Below are 16,492 nucleotides of genomic sequence, written 5' to 3'. Positions count from 1 at the left end.
TCCCTGTAGGAGCCCGGCTTGCCGGCGATGGCGTCCGCAAGATCGACGCAAGACTTGCTGGCCTCATCGCCGGCAAGCCGGGCTCCTACAGGTTTTGTGGGGCTTCGGGATCTAGGCCTTGCGCCAATTGAGGATCAGCAGTGTCAGCACCCCCGCCACGATCCCCCAGAAGGCCGAGCCCACCGAAAACAGCGTGAACCCCGACGCCGTCACCATAAAGGTGATCAGCGCGGCTTCCCGCTCCTTGGGCTCGTTCATGGCCAGGCTCAACCCATTCATGATCGAACCGAACAGCGCCAGCGCCGCGATCGACAGCACCAGCTCCTTGGGCAGCGCGGCGAACAGTGCCGCGAGTGTCGCCCCGAAGGTCCCGGCAATCCCGTAGAAAATCCCGCACCAGACGGCGGCCGTGTAGCGCTTGTTCTTGTCCTCATGGGCATGGGGCCCGGTGCAGATGGCCGCGCTGATGGCCGCCAGGTTGATCCCGTGGGAGCCGAAAGGCGCCAGCAGCAGCGAGGCGATCCCGGTCACGCTGATCAACGGTGAGGCCGGCACGTTGTAGCCGTCGGCGCGCAGCACGGCGATGCCGGGCATGTTCTGCGAGGTCATGGCCACCACGAACAACGGAATGCCGATGCTGATGGTTGCCGCCAGGGAGAACGAGGGCGTGGTCCACACCGGCGTCGCCACCTCCAGGTTGAAGCCGCTGAAGTCCAGCAAGCCCAACAGGCCCGAGACGGCTGTGCCGACCAGCAACGCGGCAAGCACGGCATAGCGTGGCGACAGGCGCTTGATGATCAGGTAGCTGAAGAACATCCCCAGCACCAGCCCGGTGCGATGCTGCGCGGCGACGAAGATCTCGCTGCCGATCTTGAACAGGATGCCCGCCAGCAGCGCCGCCGCCAGTGACGAAGGCAGGCGCTTGACCAGCTTCTCGAAACTGCCGGTCAGGCCGCAGATCGTCACCAGCAGCGCGCAGGTGATATAGGCACCGATCGCCTCGCCATAGGTCACCCCGGATAGGCTGGTGATCAACAGCGCCGCACCGGGGGTTGACCAGGCGATGGTGATCGGCGTCCGGTAACGCAGGGACAGGCCGATGCTGCAAATCGCCATGCCGATCGACAGCGCCCAGATCCACGAGGAGATCTGTCCGGTGGTCAGTCCCGCGGCTTGCCCGGCCTGGAACATCAGCACCAGGGAACTGGTGTAGCCGGTCATCATCGCGATAAACCCGGCGACCACGGCGGAAGGTGAGGTGTCGGCCAAGGGGCGCAGGCGTGCCTGGGTGAGGTCGGTCATGGGACGGCATTCCTTGTACAGGGAAACAAGCGGTAACAGTCCGGGTAGACTAAACGTAAAGGTGCGGGCTGATTGCAATACAGCCGGCGCGGCAAACAGCCGTACAGTCGTGTTGGCACCCGGCTTTGTGTACAATGTGCCATGCTTTTACGCGCTACTTGTCAGTGACCCGCTGTGCCGTTCGCCAGTCGGGGTCCATTCGCCGCCGTCTCCGATCCGAGTGACCATGAACGAACAGTTGCAACCCCTCAAGAAACAACCGCGTGCCGGCAAGGCCGGTCGCACCGGGACCCAGGACGATATCGTCTACGCGCATATCTTCGAGGCCATTCTCGAACAACGGCTGGCGCCCGGGACCAAGTTGAGCGAAGAAGCGCTGGGGGAAATTTTCGGGGTCAGTCGCACCATCATTCGCCGTGCCTTGTCGCGCCTGGCCCATGAAGGCGTGGTGTTGTTGCGCCCGAACCGTGGCGCGGTGGTGGCGAGTCCCAGTGTCGAGGAAGCCCGCCAGGTGTTCCTGGCCCGGCGCATGGTGGAGAAGGCGATTACCGAGCTTGCGGTCTTGCACGCCACGGCTGAGGAATTGGCGCTGTTGCGGCAGATGGTCAACGATGAACGCGACAGTTTTTCCCGTGGCGATCGTGGGGCGGGGATCCGCCTTTCCGGCGAGTTCCATCTCAAGCTGGCGGAAGCGGCGAAGAATGCCCCGCTGATCAGCTTCCAGCGCAGCCTGGTGTCGCAGACTTCATTGATTATCGCCCAATACGAAAGCGGCAATCGTTCGCACTGTTCCTACGATGAACACACCCAGTTGATCGATGCCATCGAGGCCCGGGATGCGGTGCTGGCAGTGGACTTGATGATGCACCACATGGACCATATCGACAGCAAGCTCAACCTCGATGAAGAGAGTGCGTCGGATGACCTGCATGCGGTGTTCTCGCACTTGTTGCTGGCCAAGAAGCCGGGGCGGTCCGGGGCAAAGCTGTAGGCAATTGCCCGGTTCTGCCTTGCCACAATACTGTGTACCGATACGAACCTTGTAGGAGCAGGGCTTGCCCGCGAAGGCGGCCTTGAGATCGCTAAAAGCTTCGCGGGCAAGCCCTGCTCCTACAGGTTATGTGTTGTCGATGAGACTGGGTGCGCTCAGCGCTGATGCACCAGGTTCCCCGCCGCATAGGTCTGCTTCACCGTCCGGTCATCCCCCAGGGTCATCAGGACGAACAATATCTCGGCAATATTCCTGGCCTGCTTCAGGCGATAACTGAGCAGTGGCGTGGCGTGATAATCCAGCACCAGGAAGTCGGCGTCGCTGCCCGGTTGCAGGCTGCCGATCCTGTCCTCCAGGCGCAGCGCCCGGGCGCCGCCGAGAGTCGCCAGGTACAGCGATTTGAACGGACTCAACCGTGCCCCTTGCAGCTGCATCACCTTGTAGGCCTCGTTCAGCGTGTGCAGGATCGAGAAGCTGGTGCCGCCGCCCACGTCCGTGCCCACGCCAACATTCAACTTGTGTTTCTCCGCCATCGGCAGGTTGAACAAGCCGCTGCCGAGGAAGAAGTTCGAGGTCGGACAGAACGCCACCGCCGAGCCGGTCTGCGCCAGGCGTGCACACTCATCGTCACACAAGTGCACACCATGGGCGAACACCGAGCGCTCGCCGAGCAGTTGGTAGTGGTCGTAGACGTCCAGATAACCCTTGCGCTCCGGGAACAGCTCCTTGACCCACTGCACTTCCTGCAGGTTCTCACTGATGTGGGTCTGCATGTACAGGTCCGGGTATTCCCCCAGCAGTTGGCCGGCCAGGGTCAATTGCTCCGGCGTTGAAGTCGGCGCGAAACGTGGTGTCACCGCGTAGTGCAGGCGACCCTTGCCATGCCAGCGCTCGATCAGCGCCTTGCTCTCCAGGTAGCCGGATTCGGCGGTGTCGGTCAGGTAGTCCGGCGCGTTGCGGTCCATCATCACCTTGCCGGCGATCATCCGCAGGTCGAGTTTCTCCGCGACCTCGAAGAAAGCATCCACCGATTGCGGGTGCACGCTGCCGAAGACCAGGGCGGTGGTGGTGCCGTTGCGCAGCAATTCCTTGATGAAGATATCCGCGACTTCCTCGGCATGGGCGCGGTCGGCGAACTGGCTTTCGCAGGGGAAGGTGTAGGTGTTCAGCCAGTCCAGCAGTTGCTCGCCATAGGCGCCGACCATGCCGGTTTGCGGCAGGTGGATATGGGTGTCGATAAAGCCCGGGGTGATCAGCGCGTCGGTGTGCTGGATGACTTCAACATCGGCGGGCAGGGTCGGCAGCAGCTCGCTGGCGGCGCCGAGGGCGATGATGCGGCCGTTCTCGACCACCAGCAGGCCGTCTTCGAAATATTCATAGGAGGCCTCGATGCCGACCTCGGCCGGATCGGCGAGGCTGTGCAGGAGGGCGGCGCGGTAGGCGGTACGGGTCGAAGGCATGGTCTTTCTCAGTGTGTGGCCTGGCTGCGGCGCGAAGCCGGCAGCAGTTTGGCAATAGGTTCGGCGCTCGCGCTGTGCTGGCCGAAATTCGCGTTATAGGTGGCGATGATCTCGCCGGCGATGGAGATGGCGATTTCCACCGGCAACTTGCCTTTGACTTCGGCCAATCCCAGCGGACAGCGCATGCGTTGCAGCACGCTGGCGTCGAAGCCGCGCTCGCGCAGGCGGTGTTCGAACTTGACCCGTTTGGTCTTCGAGCCGATCAGGCCGAAATAGGCGAAGTCGTTGCGCTTGAGGATCGCGGCGGTGAGTTCCAGATCGAGCGGGTGATTATGGGTCATGACGATGCAGTAGCTGCCCGCGGGCAGGTTGTCGATCTCATCCACCGGTTCCTCGCTGACGATCTTGCGCACACCGCTGGGTAGTTGCGCCGGAAACTCCTGTTCGCGGGAGTCGATCCAACGTACCCGGCAGGGCAGGCTGGCGAGCAAGGGCACCAGGGCGCGGCCGACATGGCCGGCGCCGAACACCGCGATTTCTGCCTGGACCTGGCCCATGGGCTCGAACAGCAGCACCGTGGCGCCGCCGCAGCACTGGCCGAGGCTGGCACCCAGGCTAAAGCGCTCCAAGTGAGTATTCTGCTGGCCGCGGGCGAGCATGTCCCGGGCGATCTGCATGGCCTTGTATTCCAGGTGACCACCGCCGATGGTGTCGAAGGCGCCGGCGGCACTGACGACCATTTTCGAACCGGCATTGCGCGGCGTCGAACCGAGCTCTTCGATGATGGTCACCAGCACGCAGGGCTCGCCCTGGTTCTGCAGGTCGGCGAGGGCGCTGATCCAGTAGTTCATAGACACCTCTCTGTCGTCTGTTCGACAACCGCGACCTGTTCCGCCTTGACCTGACGCATCTGCTCGCAGCCCCATAACACCCGCTCCGGCGTCGCCGGGGCATCGATTTTCGGTTGAACCCGATAATCCGCCAGGCTCGCCACCGCATCCTTGAGCGCACACCACACCGCAATCCCCAGCATAAAGGGCGGTTCGCCCACGGCCTTGGAATGGAACACCGTGTCTTCCGGGTTCTTGCGGTTCTCCACCAGCTTGACCCGCAGGTCCAGCGGCATATCGGCCACCGCCGGGATCTTGTAGCTGGCCGGGCCGTTGGTCATCAACTTGCCCTTGGCGTTCCACACCAGTTCTTCCATGGTCAGCCAGCCCATGCCCTGGACAAAGCCGCCTTCCACCTGGCCGATATCGATGGCCGGGTTCAGCGAGGCGCCGACATCATGCAGGATGTCGGTGCGCAGCATCTTGTACTCGCCGGTCAGGGTATCGACGATGACCTCGGCGCAGGCCGCGCCATAAGCGAAGTAATAGAACGGCCGGCCCCGGGCCTGGCTGCGGTCGTAGTAGATCTTCGGCGTCTTGTAGAAGCCGGTGCTCGACAGCGACACCTGGGCGAAATACGCCTGCTGGATCAACGTCTCGAAGGTCAGGATCTGGTCGCGTACCCGCACGTGGCCGTTGCGGAATTCCACGTCCGCCTCGCTGACCTTGTAGTGCCGCGCGGCAAACTCCACCAATCGCTGCTTGATGATCTCGGCGGCGTTCTGCGCCGCCTTGCCGTTCAGGTCGGCACCGCTGGAGGCGGCGGTGGGCGAGGTATTGGGCACCTTGTCGGTGTTGGTGGCGGTGATCTGCACCCGATCGATTTCCACCTGGAACACCTCGGCCACCACCTGCGCGACCTTGGTGTTCAAGCCCTGGCCCATCTCCGTGCCACCGTGGTTCAGGTGGATGCTACCGTCGGTGTAGACGTGCACCAGCGCCCCGGCCTGGTTGAGGAAACTGGCGGTGAACGAGATACCGAATTTCACCGGCGTCAGCGCCAGGCCTTTTTTCAGCACCGGGCTGTGGGCGTTGTAGCGGCGAATGGTTTCCCGCCGTTCGACGTACTGGCTGCTGGCTTCCAGTTCGGCGGTCATTTCCTCGAGCATATTGTGCTCGACGGTCTGGTAATAATGGGTGACGTTGCGTTCGGTCTTGCCGTAATAGTTGGCCTTGCGCACCGCCAGCGGATCGAGGCCCAGGTGCCGGGCGATGCTGTCCATCACCTCTTCGATGGCGACCATGCCTTGCGGACCGCCGAAGCCGCGATAGGCGGTGTTGGAAGCGATGTTGGTCTTGCAGCGATGGCCGTTGACGGTGACGTCGCCCAGGTAATAGGCATTGTCGGCATGGAACATCGCCCGGTCGACAATCGATGCCGACAGGTCTGGCGAACAACCGCAGTTGCCTGCCAGTTCCAGGTTGATCCCGTGCAGGCGCCCGCTGCTGTCGAAGCCGACGTCGTACTCGATATAGAAGGGGTGGCGCTTGCCGGTCATCAGCATGTCTTCGACCCGGGGCAGGCGCATTTTGGTCGGTTGCCCGGTCAGGCGGGCCACCACCGCACAGAGGCAGGCGGGGCTGGCGGCCTGGGTTTCCTTGCCGCCGAAACCGCCACCCATGCGCCGCATATCGACCACGATCTTGTTCATCGACACGTCCAGCACCTCGGCCACCAGCTTCTGTACTTCGGTGGGGTTCTGGGTCGAGCAATAGACAATCATCCCGCCGTCTTCGGTGGGCATGACCGAGGAGATCTGGGTTTCCAGGTAGAAGTGTTCCTGCCCGCCGATATGCAGGTTGCCCTGGATACGTTGTTCGGCAGTGGCCAGGGCGGCGGCCGAATCACCGCGTTTATGGGTATGGCTGTCGAGCACGAAATGGCGTTTGCGCAGGGCCTCGACCACATCCAGCACCGGCTCCAGGTCTTCGTACTCGATCACCGCGGCCATGGCCGCCTGGCGTGCGGTATCCAGGTCGCGGGCGGCGACGGCGAGCACCGGTTGGCCGACGAATTCGACGATATCGATGGCCAGCAGCGGGTCGCCCGGCAGCAGCGGGCCGATGTCCTTGAGGCCGGGAATGTCTTCATGGGTAATGGCAATGCGCACACCCTCGAAGGCATAGCACGGCGCGGTATCGATGCTGAGGATGCGTGCATGGGCGCGATCGGACATCCGCGCATAGACGTGCAACTGGTTGGGGAATTCCAGGCGGTCGTCGATATACACCGCCTCGCCGGCCACGTGTTTGTCGGCGCTGTCGTGCTTGACGCTGCGACCGACGCCGGTGCTCAGGTCCCGGGCGAACAGTTCGGCCATCTCGGCCTGGGTTTTTTCCACGGCGTGAGGGTTAGACATAAGCGGTCACCCGAGTCTCGATGTGCGGTGTTTGCAGCTCGATAAAGTACTTGCGCAACAGGTTGCGAGCACTGAGCAGGCGATATTCCTTGCTGGCGCGGAAGTCCGACAGTGGAGTGAAATCCTCCCCCAGCGCCGCGCAGGCACGTTCCAGGTTGTCCTGGTTCCAGGGCTGGCCGACCAGGGCGCGTTCGCAGGCACGGGCCCGTTTGGGAATCGCCGCCATGCCGCCGAAAGCGATCCGCGCCTCGGCCACGACGCCGTTTTCGAGGCGCAGATTGAAGGCTGCACAGACGGCTGAAATATCGTCGTCCAGGCGCTTGGAAACCTTGTAGGCACGGAACTGCCATGCGGCATCGGCCCGGGGCACAATGATGCTTTCGATAAACTCGCTGTCCTGGCGCGCGGTGACCCGGTAATCGATGAAATAGTCTTCCAGCGCGAGGGTGCGCGTGCTGTCGCCCTTGCGCAGCCGCAGTTGTGCGTTCAGCGCGATCAACAGCGGTGGTGAATCACCAATCGGCGAGGCATTGCCGATATTACCGCCCAGGGTGCCCTGGTTGCGGATCTGCAGGGAGGCGAAGCGTTGCAGCAGTTCGCCGAAGTCCGGGTACTCGGCCTTGAGGGCGGCGTAGCAATCGGAGAGTGGGGTCGCGGCGCCGATTTCCAGGTGATCTTCAAAGGTCTCGATGCGCTTGAGTTCGGCCACGTTGCCGACATAGATCATCACCGGCAGGGTGCGGTGGAACTGGGTGACTTCCAGCGCCAGGTCGGTACCGCCGGCCAGCAGTCGGGCTTGCGGATAAGAGTCGTAGAGCGCGGCCAGGTCGGCGACCGTCAAGGGCACCAGGCAGCGCTTGTCGCCGCTGTTCAGTTCCGCGGTTTCGGTCGGCGCGATGGCCTTGAGACGGGCGATGGTTTCGGCTTCGCGGGCATCGAACTGGTCGGCCGGCTTGTTGCAGCAGGCGCGCTCGGCGGCGGCCAGGATCGGCCGGTAGCCGGTGCAGCGGCAGAGGTTGCCGGCCAGGGCTTCATGGGCCTTGTGGCTGTCCGGGGCATCGCTGTTCTTTTGCAGGGCGAACAGCGACATCACGAAGCCCGGCGTGCAGAAGCCGCACTGCGAGCCATGGCAGTCGACCATGGCTTGTTGCACGCTGTGCAGTTGGCCCTGATGCTTGAGGTCTTCAACGCTGATCAGTTGCTTGCCGTGTAGCGACGAGACAAAGGTCAGGCAGGAATTGAGGCTGCGATAGCGGATCTGCTCCTGGCCCGAAGCGTCGCAATGCAACTCGCCGACCACCACGGTGCAGGCACCGCAATCGCCGCTGGCGCAGCCTTCCTTGGTGCCGGATTTGCCCAGGTGCTCGCGCAAATACTCGAGCACCGTCAGATTCGGGTCCAGGGCGTGCTCGCGGCGGAGTTCCTGGTTGAGTAAAAACTGGATCACGGAAGGCCTCGCAGACTCATTATTGTTGTTGACCGATGGGCAGAATCTAGTGATATCTGACTTTTCGGTCAACAAATATCTGACCTTTGGGTCAGGAAAATCTCGCGATTGAAAGCATGGAGCGCTTTCTCCCAGTCTAGCTGCTGAAATAATTGCGGGATTCGTGCCAAATTCCGCCTCAGGAGCCCTGCGCCACCCGGTATCAAGTGCGCTACACTGCGCCGCTTGCACTGATCGAAGATTTTGAAGGAAAACCATGACGTTCAAGGCGCCGGACAGCCTCGCCGAGCAAATTGCTCACCACCTCGCCGAACGCATTATTCGCGGCGACCTCAAACCCGGGGAGCGCATCCAGGAACAGAAGGTTACGCTGGCGCTCAATGTCAGCCGTGGCTCCGTACGCGAAGCGCTGCTGATTCTCGAACGCCGCCATCTGATTGCCATCCTGCCCCGGCGCGGTGCCCATGTCACCGAGCTCACCGCCCACAAGGTGCAGAGCCTGTGCACCCTGATGAGTGAGTTGTACATCCTGCTGGGCAATGCCGTCGCCCAACGCTGGAAGGAGCAGGCCGACCTCGCGCCGTTTCTGCAACTGCAGCAGCGCCTGAGCGCCAGCTTCGAGAACGCGGATATCCGCACCTTCGTCGAAGACAGCTTCAATGTGATGCGCGCGGCCTTTCCGTTCGCCGACAACCCGTACCTGCAGGAAACCGTCGAGAACCTGCAGCCGGCCATGAGCCGCGCCTATTACCTGGCGCTGGAGCGGCGCAAGGCGGAAATGAGCGAATACCTGACCCTGTTCGCGCAACTGCTGGCCGCCGTCATGGCCCGCGACCTGCCGCTGATCCGCACGGTCCTGGCCAATTACGCCCAGCGTAGCTGCGACATCGTCCTGTCTGCCCTGGCGGTCGACTAAGCGTGCGGCTCAAGTGCATCAAGTTGGCGGGGTTCAAATCCTTCGTCGACCCGACCACGGTGAACTTCCCCAGTAACATGGCGGCGGTGGTCGGTCCCAACGGTTGCGGCAAGTCGAACATCATCGACGCCGTCCGTTGGGTGATGGGCGAGAGCTCGGCGAAGAACCTGCGCGGCGAGTCGATGACCGACGTCATCTTCAACGGCTCCACCAGCCGCAAGCCGGTAAGCCAGGCGAGCATCGAACTGGTGTTCGACAACTCCGACGGCACCCTGATTGGTGAATACGCCGCCTACGCGGAAATTTCCATTCGCCGCAAGGTCACCCGCGACAGCCAGAACAGCTACTTCCTCAACGGCACCAAATGCCGGCGCCGGGACATCACCGATATCTTCCTCGGCACCGGCCTGGGTCCGCGCAGCTACTCGATCATCGAGCAGGGGATGATCTCCAAGCTGATCGAAGCCAAGCCCGAGGACCTGCGCAATTTCATCGAGGAAGCGGCGGGCATCTCCAAGTACAAGGAGCGCCGTCGCGAGACCGAAAACCGTATTCGTCGCACCCATGAAAACCTGGCGCGCCTGACCGACCTGCGCGAAGAGCTGGAGCGCCAGCTCGAACGCCTGCACCGTCAGGCCCAGGCCGCTGAGAAATATCAGGAATACAAGGGCGAGGAGCGTCAGCTCAAGGCCCAACTGTCGGCCCTGCGCTGGCAGGCACTGAACGAGCAGGTCGGCCAGCGCGAAGCGATTATCGGCAACCAGGAAATCAGCTTCGAAGCCCTGGTGGCCGAGCAGCGCAACGCCGACGCCAGCATCGAGCGTTTGCGGGACGGGCACCATGAGCTGTCCGAACGCTTCAATCTGGTGCAGGGACGCTTCTATTCGGTCGGTGGCGATATCGCCCGGGTCGAGCAGAGCATCCAGCATGGCCAGCAGCGTCTGCGCCAGTTGCAGGACGATCTGCGTGAAGCCGAGCGCGCCCGTCTGGAAACCGAATCGCACCTGGGGCACGACCGCACCTTGCTGGCGACCCTCGGTGAAGAGCTGGCCATGCTCGAACCCGAGCAGGAGGTGACCAGCGCCGCTGCCGAAGAAGCCGCCGCCGCGTTGGAAGAGTCGGAAACCACCATGCACGGCTGGCAGGAACAGTGGGACAACTTCAACCTGAGCTCGGCCGAGCCGCGGCGCCAGGCCGAAGTCCAGCAGTCGCGCATCCAGCAGCTGGAAACCAGCATGGAACGTCTGGCCGAGCGCCAGCGGCGTCTGGCCGAAGAGCGCGCCTTGCTCTCGGCGGACCCGGAAGACGCGGCCATCCTCGAACTCAGCGAGCAGTTGGCCGAGAGCGAGCAGACCCTGGAAGATTTGCAGGCCAGCGAAGAAGGCCAGGTCGAGCGCCTGGAACAACTGCGCCAAGATTTGCAGCAGGCCATGCAGGACCAGCAACAGGCCCAGGGCGACTTGCAGCGCCTCAATGGCCGCCTGGCGTCCCTCGAAGCCTTGCAGCAGGCGGCGCTCGATCCGGGCACTGGCACGGCCGAGTGGCTGCGTGAGCAGCAGTTGGCGCAGCGTCCGCGCCTGGCTGAAGGCTTGAAGGTCGAGGCGGGCTGGGAACTGGCGGTGGAAACCGTGCTCGGCGCCGACTTGCAGGCCGTGCTGGTGGATGATTTCGCCGGTCTCGACCTCGGCGGTTTCCAGCAGGGCGACCTGCGTCTGCTCAGCCCCGCGCCGGACGGCACCCGGGTGTCGGGCAGCCTGCTGGAGAAGGTCGAGGCGGATATCGATCTGTCGCCCTGGCTGGGTCAGGTCAAGCCGGTTGAAAGCCTTGAGCAAGCCTTGTCCCTGCGCGGTCAATTGGCGGCCGGGGAAAGTCTGATCAGTCGCGACGGTTTCTGGGTCGGGCGGCATTTCCTGCGGGTGCGTCGGGCCAGCGAGGCCGAGAGCGGCGTGCTTGCCCGGGGTCAGGAAATCCAGCGCCTGGGCCTGGAGCGTGAAGAGCGTGAAGAAACCCTGGCCAGCCTCGAAACCCGTTTACAAACCCTGCGCGCCACCCAGCGCCAGCAGGAAACTGGACGTGAGCATCTGCGCCGTCTGCTGCAGGACGAAGCCCGCCAGCAGGGTGAGTTGAAGGCCAAGCTGTCGGCCAGCAAGGCCAAGGCCGAGCAACTGCAATTGCGCCGTACCCGTCTCGATGAAGAGCAGGGCGAACTGGGCGAGCAGCGTGCCCAGGAACACGAAGAAGTCGGTGAGGCCCGCCTGCAACTGCAAGAGGCCCTCGACACCATGGCCGTCGACACCGAGCAGCGCGAGTTGCTGCTGGCCCAGCGCGACAGCCTGCGCGAGCGTCTCGATCGGGTTCGCCAGGAAGCCCGCCAGCACAAGGACCATGCCCATCAACTGGCGGTACGCCTCGGCTCCCTCAAGGCTCAGCATGATTCCACCCGCCAGGCCCTGGAACGCCTGGAACTGCAATCCGAGCGCCTGAGCGAAAAACGCGAGCAGCTGAGCCTGAACCTGGAGGAGGGCGAGGCGCCGCTGGAAGAGCTGCGCCTCAAGCTCGAAGAACTGCTCGACAAGCGCCTGAGCGTCGACGTCGAACTCAAGACCGCGCAGATCGCCCTGGAAGACGCCGACCGCGAGTTGCGTGACGCCGAAAAACGCCGCAGCCAGGCCGAACAGCAGTCACAGCTGATTCGCGGCCAGCTCGAACAGCAGCGTATGGAATGGCAGGCCCTCAACGTACGACGCAAGACCTTGCAGGATCAGTTGCTGGAAGACGGCTACGACCTGCACGGCGTGCTCGCCACCCTGACGGCCGAGGCCAGCGAGAAGGAAGCCGAGGAAGAACTCGAACGCATCGCCGCGCGCATCCAGCGGTTGGGCGCGATCAACCTCGCGGCCATCGACGAATACCAGCAACAATCCGAGCGTAAACGTTACCTGGATGCCCAGAACGCCGACCTGGTTGAAGCCCTCGATACCCTGGAAAACGTGATTCGCAAGATCGACAAGGAAACCCGCAATCGCTTCAAGGACACCTTCGATCAGATCAACGCCGGCATACAAGCTTTGTTTCCAAAAGTGTTCGGCGGCGGCAGCGCTTACCTGGAGCTCACCGGTGATGATCTGCTCGACACCGGGGTCACCATCATGGCGCGGCCCCCGGGCAAGAAGAACAGCACCATCCATTTGCTCTCCGGCGGCGAAAAGGCCCTGACAGCCCTGGCCCTGGTGTTTGCCATTTTCAAATTGAATCCGGCACCGTTTTGTATGCTCGACGAAGTTGACGCGCCGTTGGATGACGCTAACGTTGGACGGTATGCCCGACTTGTCAAAGAGATGTCACAAACGGTGCAGTTCATCTATATCACCCACAACAAGATCGCCATGGAAATGGCCGATCAACTGATGGGCGTGACCATGCACGAGCCGGGTTGCTCACGGCTGGTGGCGGTGGATGTGGAGGAGGCCATGGCCCTGGTGGACGCCTGAATCGTCCGCCGTTGAGGCAAAGATATTCGAGGCGTAAGGGGATTTCCTTGGGCATTGTGGGAACTAGCACTGATCCTTGGGGACTTATAAATGCAAGCCTGTACGACAGACGGTGTAAAGTTTCCTTGTGTCGTGTTAATTTAATGTCAAGTTTTCTTGTGCGTGGGAAAAAATGCCTGTCAGAACATAGAGTTGGCGCCACGCTTTAAAGGGGTTTCAGCCCTTTCTTCATAGAACCATTTATTTAGAGGCACGGGATTACATGGAAATCGGTCTGCGCGAGTGGCTGATCGTCATCGGCATCATAGTCATTGCCGGTATTCTTTTTGATGGCTGGCGCCGGATGCGCGGTGGCAAGGGCAAGCTCAAGTTCCGTTTGGACCGGAGCCTGTCGAACCTGCCGGACGAGGACACCAGCGCCGAATTGCTGGGCCCGGCCCGGGTGCTGGACACCCACAAGGAACCTCAGCTGGACGAGCGTGACCTGCCGTCCGTGAGCATGCCGGCGCGTGAAGGCCGCGAGAAGCCGTCCAAGCGCGGCAAGCGTGGTGGCGAGCCGAGCCAGGGCGATTTGAACCTGGACCTGGATGAAGGCCCGAGCTTCAGCAGCCGCGACGATGACTTCCCCGAGGAAGGCAACAAGCCGGCGGCGCGTCAGGAAAAGGAACAGCCAACGGCGGAAGAAGTCTTGGTGATCAGTGTGATCAGCCGCGACACCAACGGTTTCAAAGGCCCGGCGCTGTTGCAGAACATTCTGGAAAGCGGCCTGCGTTTCGGCGAGATGGATATTTTCCATCGTCACGAAAGCATGGCGGGTAACGGCGAGGTGCTGTTCTCCATGGCCAATGCGGTGAAACCGGGTGTCTTCGATCTCGACGATATCGACCACTTCACCACCCCGGCGGTGAGCTTCTTCCTCGGTCTGCCGGGCCCGCGTCATCCGAAGCAGGCGTTCGACGTGATGGTCGCCGCCGCTCGCAAATTGTCACAAGAGCTCAATGGCGAACTGAAGGATGACCAGCGTAGTGTGCTGACCGCCCAGACCATCGAGCACTACCGTCAGCGCATCGTCGAGTTCGAACGTCGCGCCTTGACCCAGAAGCGTTGAATGGCTGAGCGCTTTGCGCTCATCGCCAGCGAACCGGCTCCTACCGCACTAACATATTGAGCAGCCTCGGCTGCTCTTTTTGCTTTTGAGAGAACTCCATGACCGCCGCCCACACCCGGATTCTAGAGCTGCGCGCTGAACTGGATCAGCACAACTACCGTTACCACGTCCTCGACGAGCCGAGCATTCCGGACGCCGAGTACGATCGCCTGTTCCACGAACTCAAGGCCCTGGAGGCCGAGCATCCGGAACTGGTCAGCGCCGACTCACCGACCCAGCGCGTCGGCAGCGCGGCACTGTCGGCCTTCACCCAGGTCCGGCATGAAATCCCCATGCTCAGCTTGGGCAACGCCTTCGAAGAAACCGATATGCGTGAGTTCGATCGTCGGGTCAGCGAAGGCCTCGACCTGCCGACCGGCGACCTGTTCGGTGGCGGCGCCGAAGTTGAATACAGTTGTGAACCCAAGCTCGACGGCCTGGCGGTCAGCCTGCTGTACCAGGACGGCGCCCTGGTCCGTGGCGCCACCCGTGGCGACGGCACCACCGGCGAAGATATCAGCGTCAACGTGCGCACCGTGCGCAACATCCCCCTCAAGCTTCACGGCAGCGGCTGGCCGGCGACCCTGGAGGTACGTGGTGAAGTCTTTATGTCCAAGGCCGGCTTCGAGCGTCTGAACGCCTCGCAGCTGGAAGCCGGCGGCAAGACCTTTGCCAACCCGCGCAATGCCGCAGCCGGCAGCCTGCGCCAGCTGGACTCGAAGATCACCGCCAGCCGTCCGCTGGAGTTCTGCTGCTACGGCCTGGGCCAGGTGTCCGCCGAGATTGCCGACACCCATATCGGCAACCTCCAGCAACTCAAGGCCTGGGGCATGCCGGTCAGTCGTGAACTGAAGCTGGCGAAAGGTATCGGCGAGTGCCTGGATTATTACCGCGATATCGGTGAGCGGCGTAACGCGCTGCCCTACGAAATCGACGGTGTGGTGTTCAAGGTCAACAGCCTGGCGTCCCAGCGTGAACTGGGTTTCCGTGCTCGTGAGCCGCGTTGGGCGATTGCTCACAAGTTTCCGGCCATGGAAGAACTTACCGAATTGCTCGACGTGGAATTCCAGGTCGGTCGTACCGGTGCCGTCACCCCCGTGGCCCGACTGAAGCCGGTCAAGGTCGCGGGCGTGACCGTGTCCAACGCCACCTTGCACAATATGGATGAAGTGGCCCGTCTGGGACTGATGATTGGCGACACCGTGATCATTCGCCGGGCCGGCGACGTGATTCCGCAAGTGGTGCAGGTCGTGACCGAACGGCGCCCGGACAATGCCCGCGCAGTGCAGATCCCGGAAAGCTGCCCGGTGTGTGGCTCCCATGTCGAGCGCACGCAACTGGTCAAGCGCAGCAAGGGTCGCGAGACAGTCAGCGAAGGCGCGGTGTATCGCTGCGTTGGCCGGCTGGCCTGTGGCGCGCAGCTCAAGCAGGCGATCATCCACTTTGTCTCCCGTCGGGCCATGGATATCGAAGGCCTGGGCGACAAGACTATCGAGCAGTTGGTGGATGAAAAACTGATCGCCTCGCCGGCGGATCTCTACACCCTGGCATACGAGCAGATCGTCGACCTGGAAGGCTTTGCCGAACTGTCGACACGCAACCTGCTGGAAGCGATTGCCGACAGCAAGAAACCGAGCCTGGCGCGGTTTATCTATGCCCTGGGTATTCCCGATGTGGGCGAGGAAACGGCCAAGGTCCTGGCACGTACCCTCGGCTCGCTGGAGCGGGTCATGCAGGCGCTGCCGTCGGTCCTGACCTACCTGCCGGATGTGGGCATGGAAGTGGCCTACGAGATTCACAGCTTCTTTGAAGATGAACACAACCGCACGGTTATCGCGCAACTGCTGGAACGCGGACTGGAATTGCAGGACCAGGGTGAACTGGGCGCCGAGTTTGCCGCCAGCACTACCCTGGGCGGGCTGATCGCCAAGCTGGATATCAGCTCGGTGGGGCCGACGGCGGCGGAAAAGCTGGCGACCAAGTTCGGTTCGGTCGAAGGCGTTATCGCGGCGGACTGGCTGGATCTGCGCCAGACCTTGAGTGAAAAGCCGGCCAATGCCGTGCGTGAGTTCTTCGCCCAGCCGGAGAATGCCCGGCGAGCCTTGGCGATTGAAGCGCAACTGCGTGATTTCGGCATGCATTGGCAGAGCGAGAAAAAGGCTGTGGAAGGCTTGCCGCTGGCGGGGCAGACCTGGGTGCTGACTGGCTCGTTGGAGTTGATGAGCCGTGATGTGGCCAAGGACAAGCTGGAAAGCCTGGGGGCCAAGGTGGCGGGCTCGGTCTCGGTCAAGACCCACTGCGTGGTGGCGGGCCCGGGTGCCGGCTCGAAACTGGCGAAGGCTAACGAACTGGGGCTCAAGGTGCTGGATGAAGAGGCGTTCGTGGCGTTCCTGAAGGGCCGTGGTATCGAGGTCTAAGCCCGAAAGTGCCGCAATCTCCTGTAGGAGTCGGCTTGCTGGCGATGGCGTCCTGGAGGCCGCCAAAAGCT

At 62.5% G+C, this 16,492-nt stretch carries 10 protein-coding genes; 5 read left to right on the top strand and 5 right to left on the bottom strand.

Annotated elements, in window-relative coordinates; genetic code table 11:
- Positions 1–111: 111 nt before the first annotated feature.
- On the bottom strand, positions 112–1,302 hold the full coding sequence (locus M5C56_RS02390) for a benzoate/H(+) symporter BenE family transporter (protein ID WP_103497387.1): 1,191 nt from the start codon (positions 1,300–1,302) through the stop codon (positions 112–114).
- Positions 1,303–1,528: 226 nt separating this feature from the next.
- On the opposite strand from M5C56_RS02390, the gene M5C56_RS02385 reads away from it, so the two are divergent.
- On the top strand, positions 1,529–2,293 hold the full coding sequence (locus M5C56_RS02385; RefSeq protein WP_100939121.1) for a GntR family transcriptional regulator: 765 nt from the start codon (positions 1,529–1,531) through the stop codon (positions 2,291–2,293).
- Between the two features lie 155 nt (positions 2,294–2,448).
- Here the strand turns inward: M5C56_RS02385 and guaD are convergent, their stop codons facing one another.
- Genes guaD through xdhA form a run of 4 tightly spaced genes read right to left on the bottom strand, consistent with a single transcriptional unit; the run spans position 2,449 to position 8,450 of the window.
- Positions 2,449–3,753 carry a guanine deaminase gene (gene guaD / locus M5C56_RS02380; protein ID WP_103497388.1) on the bottom strand — a complete coding sequence of 435 codons (1,305 nt, stop codon included), beginning with the start codon at positions 3,751–3,753 and terminating at the stop codon, positions 2,449–2,451.
- A gap of 8 nt (positions 3,754–3,761) precedes the next feature.
- Positions 3,762–4,604 (bottom strand): xanthine dehydrogenase accessory protein XdhC, encoded by an 843-nt coding sequence (gene xdhC, locus M5C56_RS02375; protein WP_103497389.1) that lies wholly within the window; start codon positions 4,602–4,604, stop codon positions 3,762–3,764.
- The gene (gene xdhB / locus M5C56_RS02370) at positions 4,601–7,003 is read right to left on the bottom strand and encodes a xanthine dehydrogenase molybdopterin binding subunit (RefSeq protein ID WP_103497390.1); all 2,403 of its coding nucleotides are present in this window, start codon (positions 7,001–7,003) and stop codon (positions 4,601–4,603) included. The genes xdhC and xdhB overlap by 4 nt, the downstream gene beginning before the upstream one ends.
- Positions 6,996–8,450, bottom strand: coding sequence for a xanthine dehydrogenase small subunit (gene xdhA, locus M5C56_RS02365; protein ID WP_103497391.1), 1,455 nt, complete (start codon positions 8,448–8,450; stop codon positions 6,996–6,998). The genes xdhB and xdhA overlap by 8 nt, the downstream gene beginning before the upstream one ends.
- A 256-nt stretch (positions 8,451–8,706) precedes the next feature.
- On the opposite strand from xdhA, the gene M5C56_RS02360 reads away from it, so the two are divergent.
- The 4 genes from M5C56_RS02360 (at position 8,707) to ligA (ending at position 16,421) form a co-directional block, all read left to right on the top strand.
- Entirely contained in the window at positions 8,707–9,366 is a 660-nt protein-coding gene (locus M5C56_RS02360) for a GntR family transcriptional regulator (protein ID WP_103497392.1), read from the top strand.
- 2 nt (positions 9,367–9,368) lie between these two features.
- A complete protein-coding gene (gene smc / locus M5C56_RS02355; protein ID WP_103497393.1) occupies positions 9,369–12,857 on the top strand; it encodes a chromosome segregation protein SMC in 3,489 nt (1,162 codons plus the stop codon).
- 262 nt (positions 12,858–13,119) lie between these two features.
- Positions 13,120–13,965 (top strand): cell division protein ZipA, encoded by an 846-nt coding sequence (zipA, locus tag M5C56_RS02350; protein ID WP_103497394.1) that lies wholly within the window; start codon positions 13,120–13,122, stop codon positions 13,963–13,965.
- 98 nt (positions 13,966–14,063) lie between these two features.
- Positions 14,064–16,421, top strand: coding sequence for an NAD-dependent DNA ligase LigA (ligA, locus tag M5C56_RS02345; RefSeq protein ID WP_103497395.1), 2,358 nt, complete (start codon positions 14,064–14,066; stop codon positions 16,419–16,421).
- Positions 16,422–16,492 lie beyond the last annotated feature (71 nt).

This window comes from Pseudomonas sp. MWU13-2862 (assembly GCF_023242495.1).
Taxonomy (GTDB): domain Bacteria; phylum Pseudomonadota; class Gammaproteobacteria; order Pseudomonadales; family Pseudomonadaceae; genus Aquipseudomonas; species Aquipseudomonas gingeri_D.
Note: the sequence above shows the minus strand (reverse complement) of the source record. Positions and strands in the feature narration are given on the sequence as shown.

Coding starts and splice junctions, on each gene's coding strand:
- M5C56_RS02390 (WP_103497387.1), bottom strand. CDS start 1,302: ATGACCGACCTCACCCAGGCACGCCTGCGCCCCTTGGCCGACACCTCA.
- M5C56_RS02385 (WP_100939121.1), top strand. CDS start 1,529: ATGAACGAACAGTTGCAACCCCTCAAGAAACAACCGCGTGCCGGCAAG.
- guaD (WP_103497388.1), bottom strand. CDS start 3,753: ATGCCTTCGACCCGTACCGCCTACCGCGCCGCCCTCCTGCACAGCCTC.
- xdhC (WP_103497389.1), bottom strand. CDS start 4,604: ATGAACTACTGGATCAGCGCCCTCGCCGACCTGCAGAACCAGGGCGAG.
- xdhB (WP_103497390.1), bottom strand. CDS start 7,003: ATGTCTAACCCTCACGCCGTGGAAAAAACCCAGGCCGAGATGGCCGAA.
- M5C56_RS02360 (WP_103497392.1), top strand. CDS start 8,707: ATGACGTTCAAGGCGCCGGACAGCCTCGCCGAGCAAATTGCTCACCAC.
- zipA (WP_103497394.1), top strand. CDS start 13,120: ATGGAAATCGGTCTGCGCGAGTGGCTGATCGTCATCGGCATCATAGTC.
- ligA (WP_103497395.1), top strand. CDS start 14,064: ATGACCGCCGCCCACACCCGGATTCTAGAGCTGCGCGCTGAACTGGAT.